General features: G+C 73.8%; 10 protein-coding genes. 3 read left to right on the plus strand and 7 right to left on the minus strand.

Translation table 11 applies throughout. The annotated features are described in order from the left end of the window. Position 1 precedes the first annotated feature (1 nt). From RIN80_RS11295 to RIN80_RS11325, 7 genes are all read right to left on the minus strand, one after another. Complete coding sequence (locus RIN80_RS11295) at positions 2-7,750, minus strand: non-ribosomal peptide synthetase (RefSeq protein ID WP_309095411.1); 7,749 nt, start codon at positions 7,748-7,750, stop codon at positions 2-4. Beyond that, the gene (locus RIN80_RS11300; protein ID WP_309095412.1) at positions 7,747-15,519 is read right to left on the minus strand and encodes a non-ribosomal peptide synthetase; all 7,773 of its coding nucleotides are present in this window, start codon (positions 15,517-15,519) and stop codon (positions 7,747-7,749) included. Before RIN80_RS11300 ends, RIN80_RS11295 begins: the two co-directional genes overlap by 4 nt. Positions 15,520-15,563: 44 nt before the next feature. Next, entirely contained in the window at positions 15,564-16,751 is a 1,188-nt protein-coding gene (locus RIN80_RS11305) for an NAD(P)/FAD-dependent oxidoreductase (protein WP_309095413.1), read from the minus strand. A gap of 60 nt (positions 16,752-16,811) precedes the next feature. Then, the gene (locus RIN80_RS11310) at positions 16,812-17,054 is read right to left on the minus strand and encodes an acyl carrier protein (protein ID WP_309095414.1); all 243 of its coding nucleotides are present in this window, start codon (positions 17,052-17,054) and stop codon (positions 16,812-16,814) included. A gap of 32 nt (positions 17,055-17,086) precedes the next feature. Then, the gene (locus tag RIN80_RS11315) at positions 17,087-18,673 is read right to left on the minus strand and encodes an amino acid adenylation domain-containing protein (protein WP_309095415.1); all 1,587 of its coding nucleotides are present in this window, start codon (positions 18,671-18,673) and stop codon (positions 17,087-17,089) included. A 79-nt stretch (positions 18,674-18,752) separates the two neighbouring features. Then, the gene (locus RIN80_RS11320) at positions 18,753-19,526 is read right to left on the minus strand and encodes an LmbU family transcriptional regulator (RefSeq protein ID WP_309095416.1); all 774 of its coding nucleotides are present in this window, start codon (positions 19,524-19,526) and stop codon (positions 18,753-18,755) included. Between the two features lie 52 nt (positions 19,527-19,578). Next, complete coding sequence (locus RIN80_RS11325; RefSeq protein ID WP_094055121.1) at positions 19,579-19,794, minus strand: MbtH family protein; 216 nt, start codon at positions 19,792-19,794, stop codon at positions 19,579-19,581. 552 nt (positions 19,795-20,346) lie between these two features. Here RIN80_RS11325 and RIN80_RS11330 point away from each other — a divergent pair. The 3 genes from RIN80_RS11330 to RIN80_RS11340 form a co-directional block, all read left to right on the plus strand. Then, positions 20,347-21,252 (plus strand): thiamine pyrophosphate-dependent enzyme, encoded by a 906-nt coding sequence (locus tag RIN80_RS11330; protein WP_309095417.1) that lies wholly within the window; start codon positions 20,347-20,349, stop codon positions 21,250-21,252. Then, on the plus strand, positions 21,252-22,229 hold the full coding sequence (locus tag RIN80_RS11335) for a transketolase C-terminal domain-containing protein (RefSeq protein ID WP_309095418.1): 978 nt from the start codon (positions 21,252-21,254) through the stop codon (positions 22,227-22,229). Before RIN80_RS11330 ends, RIN80_RS11335 begins: the two co-directional genes overlap by 1 nt. Beyond that, positions 22,226-22,463, plus strand: a 238-nt coding sequence (locus RIN80_RS11340) for a lipoyl domain-containing protein (protein WP_309095419.1), incomplete at its 3' end; no start/stop codon positions are given. The genes RIN80_RS11335 and RIN80_RS11340, both read left to right, overlap by 4 nt.

Genomic DNA, 22,463 nt, shown 5'->3' on the forward strand with positions numbered 1-22,463 from the left:
CTCACTCCTCGACGGTCATCTGGCGGAGATTGGGGCGAAGGGGTACGGCCGACTCCTCGGACCACGCGGCGAGCGCGGACACGGTCGGCAGGTCGAAGATCTTGCGGATGGGTATCTCGGTCCCCAACTCGGCGCGTGCCCGGCTGATCAGCCGGGTGGCGAGCAGGGAGTGCCCGCCGAGCGTGAAGAAGTTGTCGTCGATGCCGACCCGGCCGACGCCCAGCACTTCGGCGAACAGCCCGGCCAGTGCCGTCTCCCGGGCGCTGCGGGGTGCCCGGAAGGGGGTGGTCGGGGTGAGGTCGGGGACGGGCAGGGCCTTGGTGTCGAGCTTGCCGTTGGGCGACAGGGGCAGCCGGTCGAGCGGCACGTACGCGGCGGGCACCATGTAGTCCGGCAGCCGCTCCGCGAGGTGGCGTTGCAGTCCGGCCGGGTCCGGGGCGCTCCCGCCCGGGGCGGGGACCACGTAGGCGGCCAGGTACCGGGTGCCGCCGGCCTGCCGGGGCACGACGGCGGCCTGGGCGACGCCGGGGTGGGCCGTCAGGGCGGCTTCGACCTCGCCCGGTTCGATGCGGTAGCCGCGGATCTTGACCTGGGTGTCGATGCGCCCGAGGTGGTCCAGTTCCCCGTCCGCGGTGAGGCGGGCGAGGTCACCGGTGCGGTACATGCGGGAGCCGGGCGGCCCGAAGGGATCGGCGACGAAACGGTCGGCGGTCATGCCGGGCTGGCGGTGGTAGCCGCGTCCCGCCCCGGCCAGGTACAGCTCGCCCGGGGTGCCCGGGGGCAGCAGGGCGAGGGCGGGGCTCAGCACGTAGGCCCGGACACCGGGGAAGGGGCGGCCGACGGGAACCCCGCCCGGGTAGGGCTCGTCGGGGTCCAGGAGGTGACTGGTGGCGTAGAAGGTCTCGCTGGGCCCGTAGCTGTTGATGACGCGCGCATCGGGCCACAGGGAGCGCACGCGCGCCGCCAGGGCCGGTGTCAGCACCTCACCGGAGATGTTCAGGGCCGTGGGGTCGATGCGGCCGGGCAGCTGGTCGACGAGCTCGGCGAAGGCCGACGGCACCGAGCAGACGACGTCGACGTCCCAGTGGTCGCGTTCGGCCAGTTCCAGCACGTCGCGGACGATCTCGGCGCTGCCGCCCGTGGTGAGCGCGGCGAACGTCTCGAAGGTGGCGACGTCGAAACCGAAGGACGCGGCGACCAGGATCCGGGCCCCGTGTCCGGCTCCGGCCTGCGCGACCATGGTGTCCACGGCGTTGACGACCGTCAGGTGGGTGACGGCGACGCCCTTGGGCACGCCGGTGGAGCCGGAGGTGTAGACGACGTAGGCGAGGTGGTCGGGCCGGGCCGCGGGCCGGGGTGCGGCCGCGGTGCCCGGCGTCGCGGCCGGGAGCACGAGGTCGCCGAGGAGGACGACGGGGATGTCCGTGGCGGGGACGAGCGCGCGGGTCTCCTCGTCCGCCAGGAGCAACTCGGGCCGGGCGCCGGGCAGGACGTGCCGCAGGCGGGCGGTGGCGTAGGCCGGGTCGACGGGCAGGTAGGCACCGCCCGCCTTGAGTACGCCCAGCAGGGCCACCACCGCGTCCACGGTGCGCGGCAGGACCACGCCCACCACGCTCTCCGGGCCGATCCCGCGCCCGGCCAGCCCGGCCGCGAGCCGCTCGGCGCGGGCGTCCAGCTCGGCGTAGGTCAGCGTGTCGCCGCCGGCGCGCACGGCGACCGCGTCGGGGGTCCGCGCCACCTGTGCCTCGACGCGCGCGGTGATCGTGTCGTGCGCGGGCGGGACGGCCTCGTCGGCGAAGAGGGCGAGGACGCGCTCGCGCTCGCCCGGTCCCAGGGTGTCGATCTGCGCGACCCTCAGCCCGGGGTCGGCGGCCAGCTGCCGCAGCACTCGGGCGAGGCGGGCCGCATACGTCTCCACCGCGCCGCGGTCGAAGACGCCCGGTGCGTACTGGAAGGTGAGCTGCAGGTGCGGGTCGGCCGCCGCCAGCAGGCACAGCGGGTAGTGGTTGCCCGCGGACGGGCGCAGGCCCGTGTAGGAGATGCCGCCCGCGGCGTCGGTGGCGGCGCTCAGGCCCGCCCGGTCGACGGGGTACGACTCGAAGACGAACAGGGTGTCGAAGAGCGACTGCAGGCCGGTGGCCCGCTGGATCTCCGCGAGCCCGTGGAAGTGGTGCTCGACCAGTGCGGCCTGCCGCTGCTGCAGCCGGGTGAGGAGGGCGGCCACGCTCTCCCCGGGCCCGTACGTCACCCGCACGGGGACGGTGTTGATGAACATGCCGACCATCGACTCGACGTCCGGCACCGCGGGCGGGCGGCCGGAGACGGTGGTGCCGAACACCACGTCCTGGCGGCCGGTCAGCTGCCCGAGCAGCAGCCCCCAGGCGCCCTGGACCAGGGTGTTGAGGGTGAGGCCGAGCTCGGTGGCGCGGCGGGTCAGCGCGCGTGCCTCCCCGGGCGTGAGGGTGACGTCGACCTGGCCGCGGCTGCCGTCGTCGGCGCCGGACGTGCCGGCGGTGAGCAGGGTCGGCTCCTCGACGCCGTCGAGTTCGTCCGCCCAGGCCCGTGCCGCCGCGTCCCGGTCCTGCCGGGCGAGCCAGCCGAGGAAGTGGCCGGGGTCGCGTGTGGCGGGCAGTGCGGACGGGTCGCCGTCGGAGGCGTAGAGCAGCAGCAGGTCCCGCATGAGCAGGGGGGTGGACCAGCCGTCGTACAGCGCGTGGTGGGCGGTCAGGACGAGTTCGGGCCGGGCGGGGTCGAGGACGGCGAGGGCCAGCCGCAGCAGGGGCGGCGTGTCCGGGTCGAAGTACCGGGTGCGGTCCTCCTCCAGGAACCGCTCGAACACCTCGGTGCGCTCGGCTTGTTCGGCTCCGGTCAGGTCCAGGTGCTGCCACGGCAGGGTCACCGCGGCCGGGACCACCTGCACGGCGTCGCCGTCGGCGCGGTCGGCGAACGCCGCGCGCAGGCCGGGGTGGCGGTCCAGCAGCGCCTGTCCGGCCCGGCGCATCCGGTCGGGGTCGACCTCTCCGGACAGGTGGAACACCAGCTGGATGTGGTAGGGGTCGAACGAGGCACCGGCCAGGGTCGCCTGGAAGAGGATCCCGGACTGCGCCGGGGTGGCCGGCCACACCGCGGCGAGCCGTCCGTAGCGTGCCTCCCAGGCGTCGATCTCCGTCTGGTCCACGGTGACCAGGGGCGCGTCGCTCGGGGTCAGCCCGCCGGCGCCGGGGCGCGTGACGTGCCGGGCCAGGGCGGTCAGGGCCTCGACCCACAGCCCGGCCAGTTCGGTCACCTCGTCCCGGGTGAGCACGCCCGTGGGGAAGGCGAAGTAGGCGGTGAGTTCGTCGCCGTCGGGGGTGGCGCCGGCGACCACGTTGATCTCCAGCGCCGACAGCACCGGCATGTCCGGGTCCGGTGCGGCGATCAGGTCCGGGTGCGTGGTGTCCGGGGCCCAGCCCAGGCCGCGCAGGTCCTCGGGGAGGTCCGCGCCGGAGGACCTGCCCAGGTAGTTGAAGCCGATCTGCGGTTCGCGCAGCCCGGCCAGTTCGACGGCGGTGCGCGGGTTGAGGTGGCGCAGCAGACCGTAGCCCAGGCCGTGGTCCGGCACACCGCGCAGTTGCTCCTTGACGGCCTTGACGGCCTGCCCGGCGGCCGGGCCGGCGGCGAAGGCGTCCGCCAGGTCGATGCCGGCCAGGTCGAGGCGCACCGGGTACATGGCCGTGAACCAGCCGACGGTGCCGGACAGGTCCGCGCCGGGGACCAGGTGCTCCTCCCGGCCGTGCCCCTCCAGCCGTACCAGCGCCGCCGAGCCGCCGCCCCGCGTCTGCCGCCGGCGCGCCAGGGCCAGGGCCAGCGCGGCCAGCAGACCGTCGTCGGGCCCGCCGCGGAACAGCTCGGGCACCGTGTCGAGCAGGGCCCGTGTGACGTGCGCCGGCACCTGGACGCGCACGGTGTCCACGGTGGCGGCGACATCGCGCGCGGGGTCCGGCTCCCGTGTCCCGAGGACCGGTTCGTCCGCGCTCAGGATCTCCTGCCACACGGGCAGTTCGGCGACCCGTGCGGGGGCGGCGGCCTCCTCGGCCAGGGCGTGCGTCCACCGGCGCAGGGAGGTACCCGCCGGGGCCGGCGGCAGGGCGCGGCCCTCGCGCACGGCCTGCCAGGCGGCCACCAGGTCGGGCAGCAGGATCCGCCACGAGACGCCGTCGACGACCAGGTGGTGCAGCACGATCAGCAGCCGGTCGCCGTCGGTGGCGGAGGTGAGGTGCACGAACTGCGCCATCACGCCCGCGTCCGGGTCCAGCCGGTCGGCGGCCGCGTCCAGTTCGGCCTGCACCCCGGCCGCGTCGTAGGCCGTCTCCCGCACCAGCGCGTCGGCGTCGACGCCGTCGGCGGGCCCGATCAGCAGTCCGGGTCCCTCCCGGTCGAGCCGGGAGCGCAGGACGGCGTGGCGGTCGAGGACCGCCCGGACGGTCGCGACGAGTCCCGCGCGGTCGATGTCCGGGGGCAGGGTGACCAGTGCGGACATGCAGAAGCGGCCGAGGCCGCCGCCGAGGGCCAGCACGTGCGCCGCGGTGGGCGGCAGCGGGGCCGGTCCGAGCGCGCCGCCGGGCAGTTCGGCCAGGACCACGCGGTCCTCGTCGCCGCGCTCCCCGACCAGTTCCGCGAGGCGGGCCACCGTGCGGTGCTCGAACACCTCGCGGGTGCTGACCGTGACGCCGCGCGTCCGGGCCCGGGCGACGACCTGGATGGAGCGGATGCTGTCGCCGCCGGTGGTGAAGAAGTCGTCGTCCAGGCCCACGCGCGAAACGCCGAGCACGTCGGCGTAGACCTCGGCCAGGACCTGTTCGGTGGCGTTGCGTGGCGCCCGGTACTCGCCGCCGCCGAACTGCGGCTCCGGCAGGGCGCCCCGGTCGACCTTCCCGTTGGCGGTCAGCGGGAGTTCGTCCAGCACCACGAGGTGGGCGGGGACCATGTAGTCCGGCAGCCGCCGGGCGGCGTACCGGCGCAGGCCGGCCACCGGGAAGGGGGAGCCGGTCCGCTCGTCGCCGTCCCCGGCCGCCGCCCGGGTCACGTAGCCGACGAGCCGTCTGGCGCCGGTGGGGTCCTCGCGGGCCGTCACCACGGCGCGGGCGACCGCGGGGTGCCGGGCGAGCACGGTCTCGATCTCGGTCGGCTCGACCCTGATGCCGTTCACCTTGACCTGGGTGTCGGCCCGCCCCGCGTAGTGCAGCAGGCCGTCGCGGTCCCACCGGGCGAGGTCGCCGGTGCGGTACATGCGCGTCCCGGCGGGGCCGAAGGGACAGGCGACGAACCGTTCCGCGGTGGCCGCGCCGGCGCGGTGGTAGCCGCGGGCGAGCAGCCCCGCGACGTACAGCTCGCCGGTCACGCCGGGGGCGACGGGGGCGAGTTCGGGGCCCAGGACGTAGGCACGCATGTGGGACAGGGGCCGGCCGACCGGTACCGCGCCGCTCGCCTCGGAGCGCGGCGGGACGGTGTGGGTGGAGGCGTAGAAGCTCTCGGTCTGGCCGTAGGCGTTGACGACGCGGACCCCGGGCAGGGCCTCGCGCGCACGGTGGACCAGGTCGGCGGAGAGGGCCTCCCCGGCGAAGACGACGGTGTCCGCGTGCAGCGCGACGCCGTCGGCGGCGATCTGGTCGAGCAGCGCGGAGAAGACCGCAGGCACGGCGCTGACGGTGGTGCCGGACCAGCCGTCGCGCGTGCCGAGTTCGAGCACGTCGTGGACGAGGTCGACGCACGCCCCGGTGGTGAGCGCGGTGAACGTCTCGAACACGGAGACGTCGAAGTTCACGGAGGTCGCGGCGAGCATCCGGGAGCCCTCCCGGACGCCGGTCACCCGGCGCAGGTCCGCGACCGCGCGCACGACGCAGGCGTGGGTGACGCCGACGCCCTTGGGCGTCCCGGTCGATCCGGACGTGAACATCACGTAGGCGAGGTGGTCGGGTGAGACGTGGACGTCCGGCGTGCCGGGGGCGGGGCCGTCGAGGTCCAGGTCGTCGAGGCGCAGCACCGGTGGCCGGCAGCCCGCGACGGCCGCCTCGGTGGCGCGGTCGGTCAGTACCAGGGCGGGCCGGGCGGTGTCGAGCAGGAGGGCGACCCGCTCGGCGGGGTAGTCCGGGTCGACCGGCAGGTAGGCGCCGCCCGCCTTGAGCACCCCGAGGAGGGCGACCACCAGGTCCGCCGTGCGCGGCAGCGCCACGGCCACCAGCACGTCCGGACCGACCCCGTCGTCACGCAGGAGCGCCGCCAGCCGGGCGGCTCGGGTCTGGAGCTCCCGGTAGGTCAGCGCGGTGCGGCCGGACACCACCGCGGTCGCGTCCGGGGTCCGTGCGGCCTGGGCGGCGACCAGTTCCGGCAGCGTCGCCAGGTCCTGAGGCCGCACCGGCTCGACCGGGCGGGTCAGCCGGTCCCGCTCGGCGCCGGTGAGCACGTCCGTCGCGCCGAGCCGCGTCCCAAGATCGCCGACCACCTGCCGCAGCACCCGTACGTACCGCTCGACGAGGCTCTCGGCCGTGGTGTGGTCGAACAGGTGCGTCGCGTACTCCAGGCGTCCGCGGGCGCCTCCGGAGGGGTCCGGGACGATGTTGAAGAACAGGTCGAACTTGGCGGTGCCGGTGCCGACCGGGACGGGAGTGACCCGCAGGCCCGGCAGTTCGACGTCCGACCAGCCGAACTGCCAGGCCAGCATCACCTGGAACAGCGGCTGGTAGGCGGTGGTGCGGTCCGGGTCGAGCAGTTCCACCAGGTGCTCGAAGGGGACGTCCTGGTGGTCGTAGGCGGCCAGGGCCCGGTCCCGTACCCGGTCCAGCAGGTCGGCGAAGGCGGGGTTGCCCGACAGGTCGGCGCGCAGCACCCAGGTGTTGGCGAAGAACCCGACGAGGTCCTCCAGTTGCTCGTCGGCGCGGCCCTCGATGGGGCTGCCGATGGTCAGGTCGGGTCCGGCGCCGAGGTGGTGCAGGAGGACGGCGAGCGCGGCCTGGGCGACCATCGGGGCCGTGGCTCCGCGGTCGGCGGCCACCTTCCTGATCCCGGCGAGCAGGTCCGCGTCGAGCGCGATGTCGACGTGGCCGCCGCGGTGGTCGGCCGCCGTCGGCCGGGGCCGGTCCAGCGGCAGCTGCACCGGCTGGGGCACACCGTCCAGCTCCTTGTGCCAGTAGGCGAGTTGCTCGGCCACGACGCTGTCCGGGTCGTCCGCGTCGCCCAGCATCTGCCGCTGCCACAGCGTGTAGTCCTTGTACTGCACCGCGAGCGGGGCCCAGTCGGGCGGGGCGCCCCGGCGGCGCGCGGTGAACGCGGTGACCAGGTCCCGCAGGAAGGGCGCCATGGACGCCCCGTCCGCGGCGATGTGGTGGAAGACGAAGACCAGCACGTGCTCCTCGGGCGAGACGCGCAGGACGGTGACGCGCAGGGGCGGTTCGGCGTCCAGGCGGAATCCCGCGCTCACCGCCTCGTGCAGGGCGTCGTCCACCGCGTCCGCGGCGACGTCGGTGACCCGGAAGGGGAAGGCGGCTTCCTCGGGGGGCAGGATGCGCTGTTCGGGCGTGCCGTCGGCGTGCTCGACGATCAGGGTGCGCAGGCTCTCGTGGCGGGTGACGACGTCCGTCACCGCGGCGGCCAGCGCCGCGGTGTCCAGTGGGCCCTCCAGACGCAGCACGAACGGGATGTTGTAGGTCGCGGAGGGGCCTTCCAGCCGGTGCAGGAACCAGAGCCGGCGCTGGGCGAAGGACAGCGGGATCATCGACGGTTCTCCTCTACGGTCATCTGGCGCAGTCGGGGACGGCTCGACCGGGTCAGCTTCCGGATCCGGTCCGCCAGCTGGGCGACGGTCGGATTGCGGAACACCGTGGTGACCTTCACGTCGACGTCGAACTCGGTACGGATGCGGCCGACCAGGCGGGTGGCCAGCAGTGAGTGCCCGCCCTGGTCGAAGAAGTCGGCGTCGACGCCGACCTCGTCCACGCCGAGCAGGTCGGCGAAGAGCCGGCAGAGGACCTCCTCGTCGGGGGTGCGCGGTCCTCGTCCGGCCGGGGCCTCGGTGTGGCCGGGCGCGGGCAGGGCACCGCGGTCGAGCTTCCCGCTCGGTGTCGCGGGGAACGCGGCGAGCGGGACGATCGCGGAGGGGACCATGTACTCCGGCAGGCGCTCCCGCGCCAGGCCGGTGAGGGCCTCGGTGTCGAAGGCGGACGGGTCGCTCCCGCCGGCCGGTACGACGTACCCGACCAGCCGCTGGTCGCCGGCGCGGTCCTCACGGACCACGACGACCGCGCCGGCGACGCCGGGGTGCGCGGTCAGCGCGGCCTCCACCTCGCCCAGTTCGATGCGGAAGCCGCGGACCTTGACCTGGAAGTCGCTGCGGCCGAGGTACTCGACCTGGCCGTCCTCGTTCCACCGGGCGACGTCACCGGTGCGGTACATGCGCGTGCCCGGTGCGCCCCAGGGGCAGGCCACGAACCGCTGCGCGGTCAGCGGGGTCTGTCCCAGGTAGCCGCGGGCCAGTCCGGCTCCGGCGAGGTAGAAGTCGCCGGCGACGCCCGGCGGGACGGGGCGCAGCATCGGGTCCAGGACGTAGACCTGGGTGTTCCAGATCGGGGCGCCGATCGGCACCCGGTCGGCGCCGGGGACGTGCTGCCATCCGGTGACCTCCACCGACGCCTCGGTGGGCCCGTAGAGGTTGTGGGCGGAGCAGCCGGGCAGCAGTTCGGTGAAGCGGTTGGCGAGTTCGGCCGGGAAGGCCTCTCCGGCGACCTCGATCCAGCGCAGGCTGGTGCACTGCTTGGCCAGCGGTTCGGCGACGAAGGCGGCCAGCAGGGACGGCACGAAGTCGGCGCCGGTCACCCGCTCGCGCTGGATCAGCTCGGCCAGGTAGGCGGGGTCCCGGCGCCCGTCGGGGCGCGAGACCACCACCGCCGCGCCGGCCTGCAGCGGCGCGAAGAGTTCCGGCACCGACACGTCGAAGCTCGCCGACGTGCTCAGCAGCACCCGGTCCTCGACGCCGACGTCGAAGTGGTCCAGGCCCCACCGGATCCGGTTCATGATCGACCGATGCGCCACCGGCACCCCCTTGGGACCACCGGTCGAACCCGACGTGTAGATCACATACGCCGCGTGATCCGGCAGCAGCCCCCGCACCGGATTCCCCTCGGGATACCCCGACACGTCCGGCAGCTCCCCCTCCAGCACCAGCAACGGCCGCGCACCGTCCAGCACATGCCGCACCCGGTCCTCCGGCAGATCGACGTCCAACGGCACGTACGCCGCCCCCGCCTTCACCACCGCGTACACCGCCACCAGCAGATCCACCGACCGCGGCACCCGCACCGCCACCAGCCGCTCCGGCCCCGCACCCCGCTCCACCAGCCAGTGCGCCAACCGGTTCGCCCGCCGGTTGAACTCCCCGTAGGTCAGCGACTCCCCCTCCGCGATCACCGCCACCCGATCCGGATCACGCGCCACCTGCGCCTCGAACGCGCCCGGCAGCGTCCCCGGCTCCACGGGGACCGCCGTGTCGTTCACCCCCCGCACCAACCACTCCCGCTCCCGAGCCGACAGCACCTCCACCGCACTCACCGGCAGCGTCGGATCGTCGTGCAGCTGGTCGAGGATCCGGACCAGCCGGGCGGCGATCACCTCGGCGTCCGCGCGGTCGTAGAGGTTGTTCTGGTAGTCGAGGGAGAGCCGCAGGTAGGGGTCGGAGGCGTTGAGGGTGAGGGGGTAGTGGGAGCCGGCGAAGGGGCGGATGGCGTCGATGGTGAAGCCGGCCGCGAGGTTGGCGTCGACGATGCCCTCGCGGTCGACGGGGTAGTTCTCGAAGACGACGATCGTGTCGAACAGGGCGGGCAGCCCGGAGCCGCGCTGGATGTCGGCGAGGCCGAGGTGGTGGTGGTCGAGCAGCGCGGTCTGCCGGTCCTGCAGGTCGGAGACGAGGTCGCCCACGCTGCGGTCCGGCCGGATCGTCACCCGGGTCGGCAGGGTGTTGATGAACAGGCCGACCATGCCGTCCGAGCCCGGCACGTCCGCCGGGCGGCCGTTGACGGCGGCTCCGAACACCACGTCCTGCTGCCCGGTGAGCGTGGCCAGCAGGAGGCCCCAGGCGCCCTGGAGGAGGGTGTTGAGGGTGACGCCGAGCTGCGCGGCGCGCCGGGCGAGTCCGCGGCCCTTGTCGATGGACAGGGGCACCTCGATGCGGCCGAGGGCGGACACGTCCTGCTGGAGCGGGGCGTTGGGGGCGACGAGGGTCGGCTGGTCGAACCCGTCGAGCGCCGCGGCCCATCCGGCGGCCGCCGCCTCCCGGTCCCGGCTGGACAGCCACGTCAGGTAGTCGCCGTAGCTGCGGACCGGGGCGAGTTCCTCGGTGCCGGCGTAGAGCCGGACCAGGTCCGTGATCACCACCGGGGAGGACCAGCCGTCGAACAGGGTGTGGTGGGCGGTGATGATCAGCTTGGCCTGGGCCGGCCCGCAGGTCAGCAGGGCGAGGCGGAACAGCGGGGGGCGGGCGGGGTCGAGACGGTCGGCCCGGTCCTCGGCGAGGACCCGGTCCAGTGCCGCGTCCGTGCCGGCGGCGTCCCGGCCGGTCAGGTCGATGTGCCGCCAGGGCAGCCGGACGTGTTCCGGCACGACCTGCACGGGATCGCCCCCGGCGGCGGTGAGGAACGCCGACCGCAGGTTCGGGTAACGGTCGAGCAGGGCCTGTCCGGCGGCGCGCACGCGCTCCGGATCCACCCGGCCGGACAGGTGCAGCACGAACTGCATGTGGTAGACGTCGAAGGAGCCGTCGGCGAGCGCGGCCTGGAACTGGATGCCGGACTGTCCCGGGGCCTGCGGCCACACCTCGGCGAGCCGCCCGTAGCGCCGTTCCCAGGTCTCGATCTCGTCCTGTCCCACCGCGACCAGCGGTGCGTCGGCGGGGGTGAGACCGCCGGCCTCGGGGCGGGTGGCGTGCCCGGCCATGCCGTGCAGCACGTCGACCCACAACCGGGCCAGCTCCGCGGCCCGGTCACGGGACAGCACGCCCGTGGCGAACATGAAGGCGGTCTGCAGCCGCGGGCCGTCGGCACCGTCCGTGGCGACCGAGTTGACCTCCAGCACGGACAGCGCGGGCAGGTCCGGGTCGGGTGCCGGGACCAGCTCGGTGGACCAGGGCGACGGGCCCCAGCCGTCCGCGCGCAGTTCCTCGGGCACGTCGGCGCCGGAGATCCGGCCGAGGTAGTTGAACCCGATCTGCGGTACCGGGTATCCGGAGAGCTGATCGGCGGTGTCGGTGTTGAGGTGGCGCAGCAGCCCGTATCCCATGCCCTTGTCGGGTACGGCGCGCAGCTGCTCCTTGACCCGCTTGATCGCGGCCCCGGCCGCGGGGCCGCCCGCCAGCGCCTCGGCCCAGTCCACTGCGCTCACGTCGATCCGGGCCGGGTGCATGCTGGTGAACCACCCGACGGTCCGCGAGAGGTCGGCTCCCGGGACGAGTTCCGTCTCGCGGCCGTGTCCCTCCAGCCGGACCGGCGTGGGGCGGTCCACGCCGCGCCAGCGGTCCACCGCCAGGGCCAGCGCCGCGAGCAGCACGTCGGTGGCGGTGCCCCGGTACACCGCGGGCAGGGTGGTCAGGACCGCCTCGGTGACCTCGGCGGGCAGCTCCACGCGCACGGTGTCGACGGTGGCCATCACGTCCACCGCCGGGTCGAAGGGCCGGGTGCCGAGCGGCGGGTCGGGCGTCTCCAGCAGGTCCAGCCAGTACGGGAGTTCCGCCTCCCGCCGCTCGGAGTACGCCTCCTCCTGAAGCGCCGCCGCCCAGCGCCGGGCGGACGTGCCGACCTCGGGCAGGGCGGGGGTGCGGCCGGCCCGGATCCGCTGCCACGCCTCGGCGAGGTCCGCCATGAGGATGCGCCAGGAGACGCCGTCCACCACCAGGTGGTGCACGACCAGCAGCAGCCTGCCGGCTCCCGACGGGGCGGCGAACCAGACGGCGTCCACCAGGATCCCGGCCTCCGCATCGAGGCGCCCGGCCGCCGCGTCCAGCTCCGCCCTGGCCGCCCGCAGCGCGGCCGGCTCGTCCCAGCGGCCGTCGCAGGGCACCCGGTGGATCAGGTCCGCCGCCCGTACGGTCCCCCTGGGGCGGGCCAGGAGGGCGGGTTCGGGGCCGCGCACCAGCCGCGCGCGCAACAGATCGTGCCGGTCGAGCACGGCGTCGAGCGTCGCGGCGAGCCCGTGCTCGTCGATGCCGGCGGGCAGTTCGAGCGTCATCGCCATGGCGAACCGGTCGATGCCGCCGCCGTGTTCGAAGACGTGCCGGGCCACCGGGGGCAGGGGCATCGGCCCGATGCCGCCGTCCTCGTCCTCGGCGAGAGCGGGGGTGCGGTCGCGGCGGGCGGAGGCCGCCTCGGCGAGGCGGGCCGCCGTGCGGCACTCGAAGATCTCCCGCGTGGTGAGGTCCAGGCCGCGGGCCCGGGCCCGCGCCACCACCTGGATGGACCGCAGGCTGTCCCCGCCCACCGCGAAGAAGTCGTCGTCGGCACCGACTCGTTCCACCCCGAGCACGTCGGCGTACGCGGCCGTGATGACGGCCTCGGCCTCGGTGCGCGGCTCCCGGTAGGTCTCCCCGGTGAACTCCGGTTCGGGCAGCGCGGAGCGGTCCAGCTTGCCGGTGGGGCCGAGCGGCATCCGGCCGAGCGCCACGAAGGCCGACGGCACCATGTAGTCGGGCAGCCGGGCCGCGACGAACCGGCGCAGCTCGGCGGGTGAGGCTCCGGCCATCACGTCCACGTCCCCGATGCCGCCGGCGCCGTCGTCGCCGACGGCTCCCTCGCCGGTGTGCACCACGTACGCGACGAGCCGCCGCCCGCCCGACGGCGCCTCCCTGCTGATCACCACCGCCTGGCTGATCCCCGGGTGCTGCAGGCACGCGGCCTCGACCTCGGCGGTCTCGATGCGGAAGCCGCGCACCTTCACCTGGCCGTCGGCCCGGCCCAGGCACTCCAGCTCTCCGCGCGCGTTCCAGCGGGCCAGGTCGCCCGTGCGGTACATCCGCTCGCCCGGCGGGCCGAACGGGCTCGCCACGTACCGCTCGGCCGTCATGCCGGGGCGGCCGTGGTAGCCGCGGCCGAGGCAGGTCCCCACCACGTACAGCTCCCCGGTCACGCCCCGCGGCACCGGGGCGAGCCCGGGGCCGAGGACGTAGGCGCGCATGTTGTCCAGGGGCGTGCCGATGGGGGTGACATCGCCCTGCGGCACCGGTTCGGACGCGGTGAGGGAGAACGTCGTGGCGTAGAAGCTCTCGCTCTGGCCGTAGGAGTTCACCACCTGCACGCCGGGCAGGGCCTCGCGCACCTGGCCGACGAGGGCGGCGGGGAGGACGTCGCCCGCGAGGACGACGGTGCGCACGCCGCTCATCCGGTCCAGCCGGCCGACCAGTTCCGCGAGGACCGACGGCACCGCGCTGATCACCTGGCCGTCCCAGCCGCCGCGCTCGAAGAGGGCCGGCACGTCCGGCACGATCTCGGCCGTGCCGCCGGTGGTCAGGGTGGACAGCAACTCGAAGACGGAGACGTCGAAGTTGACCGAGGTGCCGGCCAGCATCCGGAAGCCGGCCGGCGCGTCCAGCACACGGGCCAGGGCCCGCACGCCGTTGACGACGTTGCGGTGGGTGACGGCCGCTCCCTTCGGCGTGCCCGTGGAGCCGGAGGTGTACATCACGTACGCCAGGTTGTCCGGGAGCGGCGTGCCGGTCCGGCACGGTGCCGGACCGGTCGCGTCCCACTCCGCGCGGCGGTCGAGGTCGACGACCGCCATGGCGTGGGGCGGCAGGGCGGCCGCCGTCGCGGTGTCCGTGACGACGAACCGGGGGCGTGCCTCGGCCAGTACGGTCGCGGCCCGCCCGCCGAGGTGCCGGGGGTCCATGGGCAGGTAGCCGGCGCCGGACTTGAGGATGCCGAGCAGACCGGCGACCAGGTCCTCGGTGCGCGGCAGGGCCAGGACCACCAGCTGATCGGGTCCGGCGCCGCGCCGGGCGAGTTCACGGGCGATGCCGTCGGCCCGGTCGTCGAGCTCCCGGTAGGTCAGCGTCCGGTCGTCGCACACGACGGCCGGGGCGTTCGGGGTACGGGCCACCTGCCGCTCGAACAGGCCCGGGACGGTCACCTCCGGCACTGCGGTCGCCGTGTCGTTGAGCCGGACCAGCAGCAGGTCCCGTTCGGCCGGGTCGAGCACGTCCAGTCCGCCGACGCGCTGCCCCGGGTCGGCCACGAGACGCCGCAGGACGCGGACGAAGCGGTGCGCGACGGACTCGGCCGTGCCGGCGTCGAACAGGTCGGTGGCGTACTCCAGGCGGCATCCCGCCCCGCCCGTGCCGTCCGGGAGCATGTCGAAGAACAGGTCGAACTTGGCCGTCGCCGTCTCCAGCCGCTCGGCCCGGACGCCGAGGCCGGGCAGTTCCAGGTCCGGCACGGGCGGCTGCCAGGAGAGCATGACCTGGAAGAAGGGGTTGTAGGCGGCGGAGCGTTCGGGGTTGAGCAGTTCCACGAGCCGCTCGAACGGCACGTCCTGGTTGTCGTAGGCGGCGAGGGAGGTGTCCCGTACCCGCTCCAGCAGGTCGCGGAAGGCGGGGTCGCCGGACAGGTCGACGCGCAGCACCCAGGTGTTGACGAAGAAGCCGACGAGGTCTCGCAGGTCCTCGTCGGTGCGGCCGGCGATCGGTGCGCCGATCGGGATGTCGTCGCCGCAGCCGAGGTGGTGCAGGAGGACCGCGAGCGCCGCGTGCATGACCATCGACACGGTGGTGCCCTGCTCCGTGGCCAGCCGCTCGACGGACCGGAGCAGCTCGGGGTCCACGGTGAACCGGATCACGTCGCCGTGCGGACCGACGGCCTTGGGGCGGGGGCGGTCGGTGGGCAGGGCCAGCGGCTGCCGCAGATCGGCCAGCGCCCGCCGCCAGTACTCCAGTTGGCGGGCGGCCAGGCTGCCGGGGTCCGACTCGTCGCCGAGCACGTCCCGCTGCCACAGCGTGTAGTCCGCGTACTGCACGGCGAGCGGCTCCCACGCCGGGGCCCGGCCCTCGCGACGGGCACCGTAGGCGAGGGCGAGGTCACGGAACAGGGGCCCGAACGACTCCCCGTCCACCGCGATGTGGTGGGCGACGAGCACCAGGGTGTGCTCGTGCGGCCCGGACCGCAGCAGCCGGGCGCGCAGGGGGACGTCCGCGGCCAGGTCGAAGGGGGCGGTGGCCGCGTCGCGCACGGCCGCCGTCCGCTCCTCCTCCCGCGCGACGTCGGTGACCGGCAGCGCGAGGGGCGCCGCCTCCGGCGGCAGCACCCGCTGGTGCGGGACGCCGTCGCCGTCCTCGGCGATCACCGTGCGCAGGACCTCGTGCCGGTCGACGAGGTCGCGGAGCGCCGACTCCAAAGCGCCCACGTTCAGGTCACCGGTCAGCCGCAGGGCGAAGGCGCCGTTGTACGTCGACGACGGACCCTCGAACTGGTGCACGAACCACAGCCGACGCTGCGCGAACGACAACGGGATCATTGTTTCTCCAAAATCGGCGGGGCCGCCGCGCAGCGAGCCGTCACTCAGCTCTGGTCGAGCAGCGTCAGCAGGTCGGTGTTGTAGAAGTCGTCGATGGAGCAGGCGCCCGACAGGGTCGAGAAGTACCGGTCGATCAGGTCCTGGTGGCCGACCAGTTTCCGGAGCATGTCGGTGCGCCCCTCGGGCTTGAGCTCGGCCACGTTCAGGGCGGCCTGGTAGAAGCTGGTGTGGTCCTCGTCGAGGTCTTCCTCGTACCGCTCCAGCGCCGCCTGGAGGGCTTCGGGGTCGTGGAGCCGGTCCCCGATGTGCCGGGTGAGGGTCCGGGCCTGGAGGAAGGCCTCGGTGATGCCGCGGGCGGTGATGGAGTCCTTGTGGTTCACCGCGTCGCCGACCAGGGCCCAGCCGGGGCCGTGGGCCTTGCGGAAGAAGTTCTCCTGGTGCCCCGTGCCGTACAGCTGCTCCACGCGCTCGCCCGCCTGCATCCGCTCGTACAGCTCGGGCGCCGTGGTGCGGAAGGCGTCGAGGTAGGCGGGTTCCACCGCCTTGCGCACCCCGGAGAACTCGTCCTGCGGGAAGTAGGCCATGAGCAGCGTGAGGTCGTCGTTGGTCGGGATGACGCCGATCCAGCGCCCGGGGCGCGCGTAGGACTCGAAGTGCGCGGGCACCCCGGCCCAGTAGCTGTAGTAGGTGCAGGTCTGCCGCGGGTGCTCGACGACGTTGCGCGCGCCGGCCTTGCGGGCCACCAGCGAGCGCATGCCGTCCGCGCCCACGACGAGACGGGCCCGCTCCGTGGCCGTGGCCCCGCCGGGCGTGGTGTGCCGCACGCCGACGACCCGGCCGCCCTCGAAGACCAGGTCGGTGACGGCGCAGGACTCCCGGAACTCCGCACCGGCCGCGACGGCGCCGCGCGCGAGGATCGGGTCGAGGACGTACCGCCGGGGCGCGTAGGTGGTGCGCTGGCCGTCGACCGGCAGCGAGAAGCCGTCCAGGCGGACACCGGGTGCCTCGTAGCTCTGGTGGTCGATCGGGCGGCAGCCCGCCGCGCGCAGTTCGTCGAGCAGCCCCCACTGGTTCAGCAGGGCCACACCGGGCTGGTGGATGTAGTGCGAGGACAGGGTGTCCTGCGGGAAGCGCGCCTTCTCCAGGAGCAGGACCCGATAGCCCTGACGTGCGAAGAGCATGGCCGTCGGCGCTCCCGCGCACCGGGCACCTATGACAATCACGTCGTACATGGCGCCTCTCCTGCCAGGCGGTCTGTGGTCCGGGTCGACCCGGGGTGACGCGGCCACCCCTCAGGTCCGATGCGGAGGAGCCATCGAGTCCAGGGACCCGATGTAGGCGGAGACCGAGGCGATCGTCGGGTTGAGGAACAGCCGGTCCATGGGCACCTCGACGCCCAGTTCGTCGGCGAACGCGCCCTGGATCCTGGCCATGATCAGGGACTGTCCGCCCAGGGCGAAGAAGTTCTGGTCGTCCGCTATGTGGTCGCGCCCGAGTTCCCGGCACCAGATGGCGCGCACCTCGTCGGTGATCATTGGGTTCCCCTCGTCGTCATCGGGTCCGCGGGTCAGGCCGCCGTGCCGCGGCCGGCGGGGCCGTTGCGGAACGCGTCGAGCAGCGCCGCGCGGTCGACCTTGCCGTGCGGGCTCAGCGGGATGTGCGCAATGCCGATGAACCGGGCCGGGACCATGTTCCGCGGCAGTGACCGCAGGAGGCCCTCGCGCACCGCGTCCTCGGCGAGGACGTCTCCCTCGGGCACGACGAACGCGGTCAGTTCGGCCTCGCCCGACTCCGCGGGAGCGACCACCACCGCGGCTTCCCGCACCCCGGCCAGCCGGCCGAGCGCCCGCTCGATGTCCGCGGGGTCGATGCGCATGCCCCGGACCTTCACCTGCGCGTCGATCCGGCCCAGGACGACCAGGTCCCCGGCCTCCGTCACGAAGCCGCGGTCGCCCGTGCGGTACAGCCGGCGCGGCACGCCGTCCACCTCGGCCGAGGTGAACCGCTCGGACTCGGGACCCGTGCCGTTGAGGTAACCCGCGCCGACACCGATCCCGGCGATGCAGATCTCGCCCCTCTCCCCCGGCGCGACGGCGCGCAGTTGCTCGTCGAGGAGGAGGATGTCCGTGTTGTGCGCGGGCCGGCCCACCGGAGCGGCGTGCCGGTCGCCGGGCCGGTGCCCGGCGAGGTCGTAGGAGGTCGCGACGTCCGTGCACTCGGCGACACCGTACTGGTGCAGGAGGGTGCACGTGGTGCCCTCGCGCGCCGCCCAGTCGGCGATCCGTTCGCTCTTCAGCGGTTCGCCGCCGAACAGCAGGTAGTCCAGCCGGGCGAGTGCGTCTCCGCCCCGCGCGGTCTCCCGGTCCACCAGCAGGTACAGCGTGCTGGAGGCGCAGTGCACCACGCGGATGTCGTGCTCGGTCAGCATGCGGTAGGCCATCATCACGTCGACGTTCCGGCTCGCCATCAGGTGCTGGGTGGCGCCGCAGAAGAGCGGAGCCATCAGGCTGCGCTGGGAGAGGTCGAACCCGAAGGCGCTGACGACCAGGTGGTGCGAGCCGCGGTGCAGTCCGTACTCGTCCGTCAGCCAGTTCAGCAGGTTGAACCAGCCCTCGTGCCGGATCGCGGTGAGCTTCGGCGTCCCGGTCGAGCCGGAGGTGAAGACCGCGTAGCAGATGTCGTCCCCGGTGACGCGGACGTCGGGGCCGGTGTCGGGGTGGCCGGCCGGAGGGCCGGGCAGCCGGCGCAGGTCGACGACCTCGGCGGAGGACGACGCGACCAGCGGGGCCGTCGCCGGGGACGCCACGATCAGGGCGAGGTCCGGGATCTGGCCGAGCAGCAACCGCAGCCTCGCCGCCGGGTAGGCCGGGTCGAGCGGCACGTAGGCCGCCCCGGCCTTCAACGTGCCGAGGACGGCGACGAGCATGTCGATCGAGTAGTCGAGGCAGATCCCGACCTTGGCGCCCCGCCCGTGTCCGCGAGCCACGAGGACGTGGGCGAACCTGTTCGCCTCCGCGTTCAGCTCCGCGTACGTCATCCGGCGCCCGGCGCAGAAGACGGCGACGGCGTCGGGGGTGGCCTCGGCGTGCGCCTCGAACCGCCGGTGGACGACGGGCTCCGGGGGCAGGTCGACCCGCTTGCCCTGAAGGATCATCAACTGACTCCGATGTGAGGGACGTGCGGCCGGTCCGGCCGGCCGCACGCCACCGGGGAAGGGGCCGTGGCGGGCGCCACTAGGCGGTACGCCGGTCGGCGGCGTCGAGCATCCGGGTCACCCACTGCTCCACGGGCAGCCCGTGCGCGGCTGCCACCTGCGAGTAGTGGTCCAGTTGTCCGGCGGACAGTTCGATGGTGAGGGTGGTGACCTTCCCGCGCGGTTCGCCGGTGGCACCCGGGGCGCCGGCCCGGGACGCCTCGCGGCGCGTGTCGCCGCCGGCCGCCGGGGCGGCACCGGCCGGCGGGATGCCGCCCGGGGCGGATGCGGCCGGGAGAACGCCTCCCGGGGCGGATCCGGCCGCTCCGCGCCGCTCGGCCGCTCCGGCGCGCAGCGCCCTGCGCAGCTCGTTGCGCGACCACTTGAGCCGGTCGGCCTCGTGCAGCCAGTGGTCCTGCTCGTGCGGGGGCAGGCTGGTGACCTCCGCGTGGTGGGCGAAGCTGAGGCTGTCCCGCCTGCGGTGGTGCTCGAACCGGCGGGCCACCCACGCGTAGTTGCGCAGCGTCTGGTAGTCGAGGCCGGTCCGCTCGACGGCCTCCCGGTAACGCCGCGCCCCGTAAGTGGTCTCCCCGTAGATCAGCCAGTCGCCGAGCCACCACGCCGAGGAGTTCGTGAGTTCGCGCAGGCCGCTCCCGATCCGCTCCCAGGACCGCTCCGGCAGGCCCTGCGGGAAGGTCATCCCCGACGTGCCCACCGTGGCCTGTCCGCCGACGAAGGACAGCACCGCCTCACGCGGTGCGCCTCCCCCGCCGGCTCCCGCCATGGTCGTCGTGTACCGGCTCACCGTCGTCACAGGATGCCCTCCCCCACCGTCGTCTCCCCACCGCGGTCCGTACGGCCGGAGTTCAGCCCTCCGCCATCGCCTCGCGCAGGCTCCTCGGACGCAGGTCCGTCCAGTTCCGCTCGACGTACTCCAGGCACTCGGCCCGGGACGCCTCGCCGAAGACCACCCGCCAGCCCGCCGGCGTGTCGACGAACACCGGCCACAGGGAGTGCTGGTCCTCGTCGTTGACCAGCACGTGGAAGCGACCGTCTTCGTCATCGAAAGGGTTCGTGCTCATGCCACCGTCCTAGATGTCGCGGGGGACTCGGCAGGAATAAACGCCAGGCCGAGTTCGGGAAAGGGTCAGGGGCGGGTTCACCGATCGGCGTCGTCCCGTCGACGGGACATCCCGGCATCCGCAGCGCCCCTGGAATGCCAACGCCAACTTAGGTCTCGGCCGCCGACCTCACAAGGCGGAAGAACACCGGCCTCCCGGACGCCCGCCGCAATCTGTATCCGCCGGGGTTCTTGTGCCACCATGACCGATCAGCGGCCCGGGTCGGGGCACACCCGTATCCGGGTCGGTCCCTTTCTCGCCTCGGACCGGGACCGTCCTGGAGAAAGGCCGGTCGAAGGTTTCCCTTTTCACCATTCCGCACCGGACGACTACCGGGGTGGATACGCACCGACGTACGCCCCACCTGCGCGCCAGCACCGGTTTCTCCTTTTCACCGGTATTCCGCGTCCGGCCCGCGCCGTGTGGTTTCCCTTTCCGTGGGAGGCCCTCCGGTGTGTTCCGCACGCATGACGCCAGAAAGCCCCTCGACGGACCTACGACTGGTGATCGGACTTGACGTCAGAATCCGAGTACACGACAGATCCAGACGACGACACGCGGCGGTCGCTGTTGCGCCACATGCTGGTGGCGAGGGGCGTCGACGAGGAGGCCCGGCAACTGCAGAAGCAGGGAGCGCTGGACCTCTGGCTGTCCTGCCAGGGGCAGGAGGCCGCCCAGGTGGGCTCCGCGCTCGCCGTCGGCCCGGACCCGACCGTCTTCCCCAGCTACCGTGAACACGCCGTCGCCCTCCTGCGCGGTGTGACGCCCGCCGAACTGGTCGCGCAGTGGGGCGGCCGGACCTTCTGCGGCTGGGACCCGCTCGGCCTGCGCTTCTTCCCCTACACCCTGGTGCTGGCCGCGCAGACGCTGCACGGCGTCGGCTACTCGATCGGGCAACGGCTGCAGGGCCGCGAGGACTTCGTCGTCGTGTACATCGGGGACGGCGCCACCAGCGAGGGCGACATGTCGGAGGCGATGAACCTCGCCGCCGTCGAGTCGGCTTCCGTGCTGTTCGTCTGCCAGAACAACGGCTGGGCCATCTCCAAGCCGGCCCGGGAGCAGATGCGCACCTCGCTGGCCGAGCGCGCCCGGGGCTTCGGGATCGAGGCCGTGCGGATCCCGGGCGGGGATCCGGAGACCGTCTTCTCCGCCTGCTCGCGGGCCGCCGCCCACGTCCGCGCGGAGCGCTCGCCCTGGCTCGTGGAGATCCAGGTGACACGCATGCACGGCCACTCGACCTCCGACGCCCAGGAGATCTACCGCACCGGCGAGGACATCGCCCGGGCCCGAGCGGCGGACCCGGTGACCGCCTACGCGGCCCGGCTGCGGCAGACGGGCCTGGTGGACGCCGTGTGGTTCGACGGCGTCGACGCCGAAGTCCGGGTGCTGCGCGAGCAGTTGATGAAGGAGTACACGTGATGAGCAGCGCGTCCGTGCCCCTGGCGGAGTCGATCAACGCGACCCTCGCCGACCTGCTCGACCAGGAGCCCGCCCTGCTGCTGCTCGGCGAGGACATCGGCCGGCTCGGGGGCGTCTTCCGGGTGACCCGGGGCCTGCGGGACCGCTTCGGAGCGGACCGGGTCCGCGACTCGCTCCTCGCCGAGTCCACGATCGTCGGCCAGGCGGTCGGTCTGGCGATGAGCGGGCTGGTCCCGGTCTGCGAGATCCAGTTCGACGGGTTCACCTATCCGGCGGTGAACCAGCTGGTGACCCAGGCGGCCCGGATCGGCGAGCGGTGGAACGGGCAGGTCAGCCCGAGCCTGGTGGTGCGCATCCCGAGCGGCGGCGGCGTCCGGGGCGTCGAGCACCACAGCGAGTCCAACGAGGCGTTGTTCGCCCGTGTTCCGGGGCTGTCGGTGGCATGCCCGTCCACGGGCGAGGACGCCGACCAGATCCTGCGCTACGCGGTTCGGCTCGGTTCGCCCGTGGTGATGTACGAGCCGATCCGCCTGTACTGGCGGCGGAACACGCCGGTCCGGGACGCCCGGCCCGCGAAGTCGCCGACGGCGGCCCGGGTGGTGCGGCGCGGCGCCGACCTGACGATCGCCACCTTCGGCGCGGTCACCCACGAGGTGCTGCAGGCGGCGCACGCCCTCGCCCCCGCCGTGGACGTCGAGGTGGTGGACCTGCGCTGGGTGGCCCCGCTCGACATGGACACGGTGATGGAGTCCGTCGCCGGCACCGGGCGGCTGCTGATCGTGCACGAGGGGTCCAAGGATGTCGGCATCGGCGCCGAGATCGCCGCGTTCGTGGCCGAGCACGGATTCGGCGTCCTGCGCGCTCCGGTCCGCCGGCTGGCTCCTGCCCGTCGGGCCTACCCCCCGGCGGATTTCGAGAAGGACTACCTGATCGGTGTGCGGCAGATCACGGACGAGGTGCTGGTGATGACGAAATGACCGACTCCCCGGTGGACATGTACGTTCCCAGCTTCGGCCACGGCCTCGGCGAGGCCCTGCTCATCGAGTGGGTCGCCGCCGTCGGTGACCTGGTCGAGCGGGGGGACGTCATCGCGGTCGTGGAGACCGACAAGGCGAGCACGGAGATCGTGGCGGAGCTCGCGGGACGGGTCACGGCCCACTCCGCGACGGCCGGCACGGTCCTGAAGTCCGGTGAGCCCCTGTACCGGCTGG

The organism is Streptomyces sp., assembly GCF_031181705.1.
In the GTDB taxonomy this organism is placed as follows: domain Bacteria; phylum Actinomycetota; class Actinomycetes; order Streptomycetales; family Streptomycetaceae; genus Streptomyces.

What these genes read in the sequence shown, in the direction of transcription:
- RIN80_RS11315 (WP_309095415.1), bottom strand. Translation starts at nt 18,673, where the DNA reads ATGATCCTTCAGGGCAAGCGGGTCGACCTGCCCCCGGAGCCCGTCGTC.
- RIN80_RS11325 (WP_094055121.1), bottom strand. Translation starts at nt 19,794, where the DNA reads ATGAGCACGAACCCTTTCGATGACGAAGACGGTCGCTTCCACGTGCTG.
- RIN80_RS11305 (WP_309095413.1), bottom strand. Translation starts at nt 16,751, where the DNA reads ATGTACGACGTGATTGTCATAGGTGCCCGGTGCGCGGGAGCGCCGACG.
- RIN80_RS11335 (WP_309095418.1), top strand. Translation starts at nt 21,252, where the DNA reads ATGAGCAGCGCGTCCGTGCCCCTGGCGGAGTCGATCAACGCGACCCTC.
- RIN80_RS11300 (WP_309095412.1), bottom strand. Translation starts at nt 15,519, where the DNA reads ATGATCCCGTTGTCGTTCGCGCAGCGTCGGCTGTGGTTCGTGCACCAG.
- RIN80_RS11310 (WP_309095414.1), bottom strand. Translation starts at nt 17,054, where the DNA reads ATGATCACCGACGAGGTGCGCGCCATCTGGTGCCGGGAACTCGGGCGC.
- RIN80_RS11295 (WP_309095411.1), bottom strand. Translation starts at nt 7,750, where the DNA reads ATGATCCCGCTGTCCTTCGCCCAGCGCCGGCTCTGGTTCCTGCACCGG.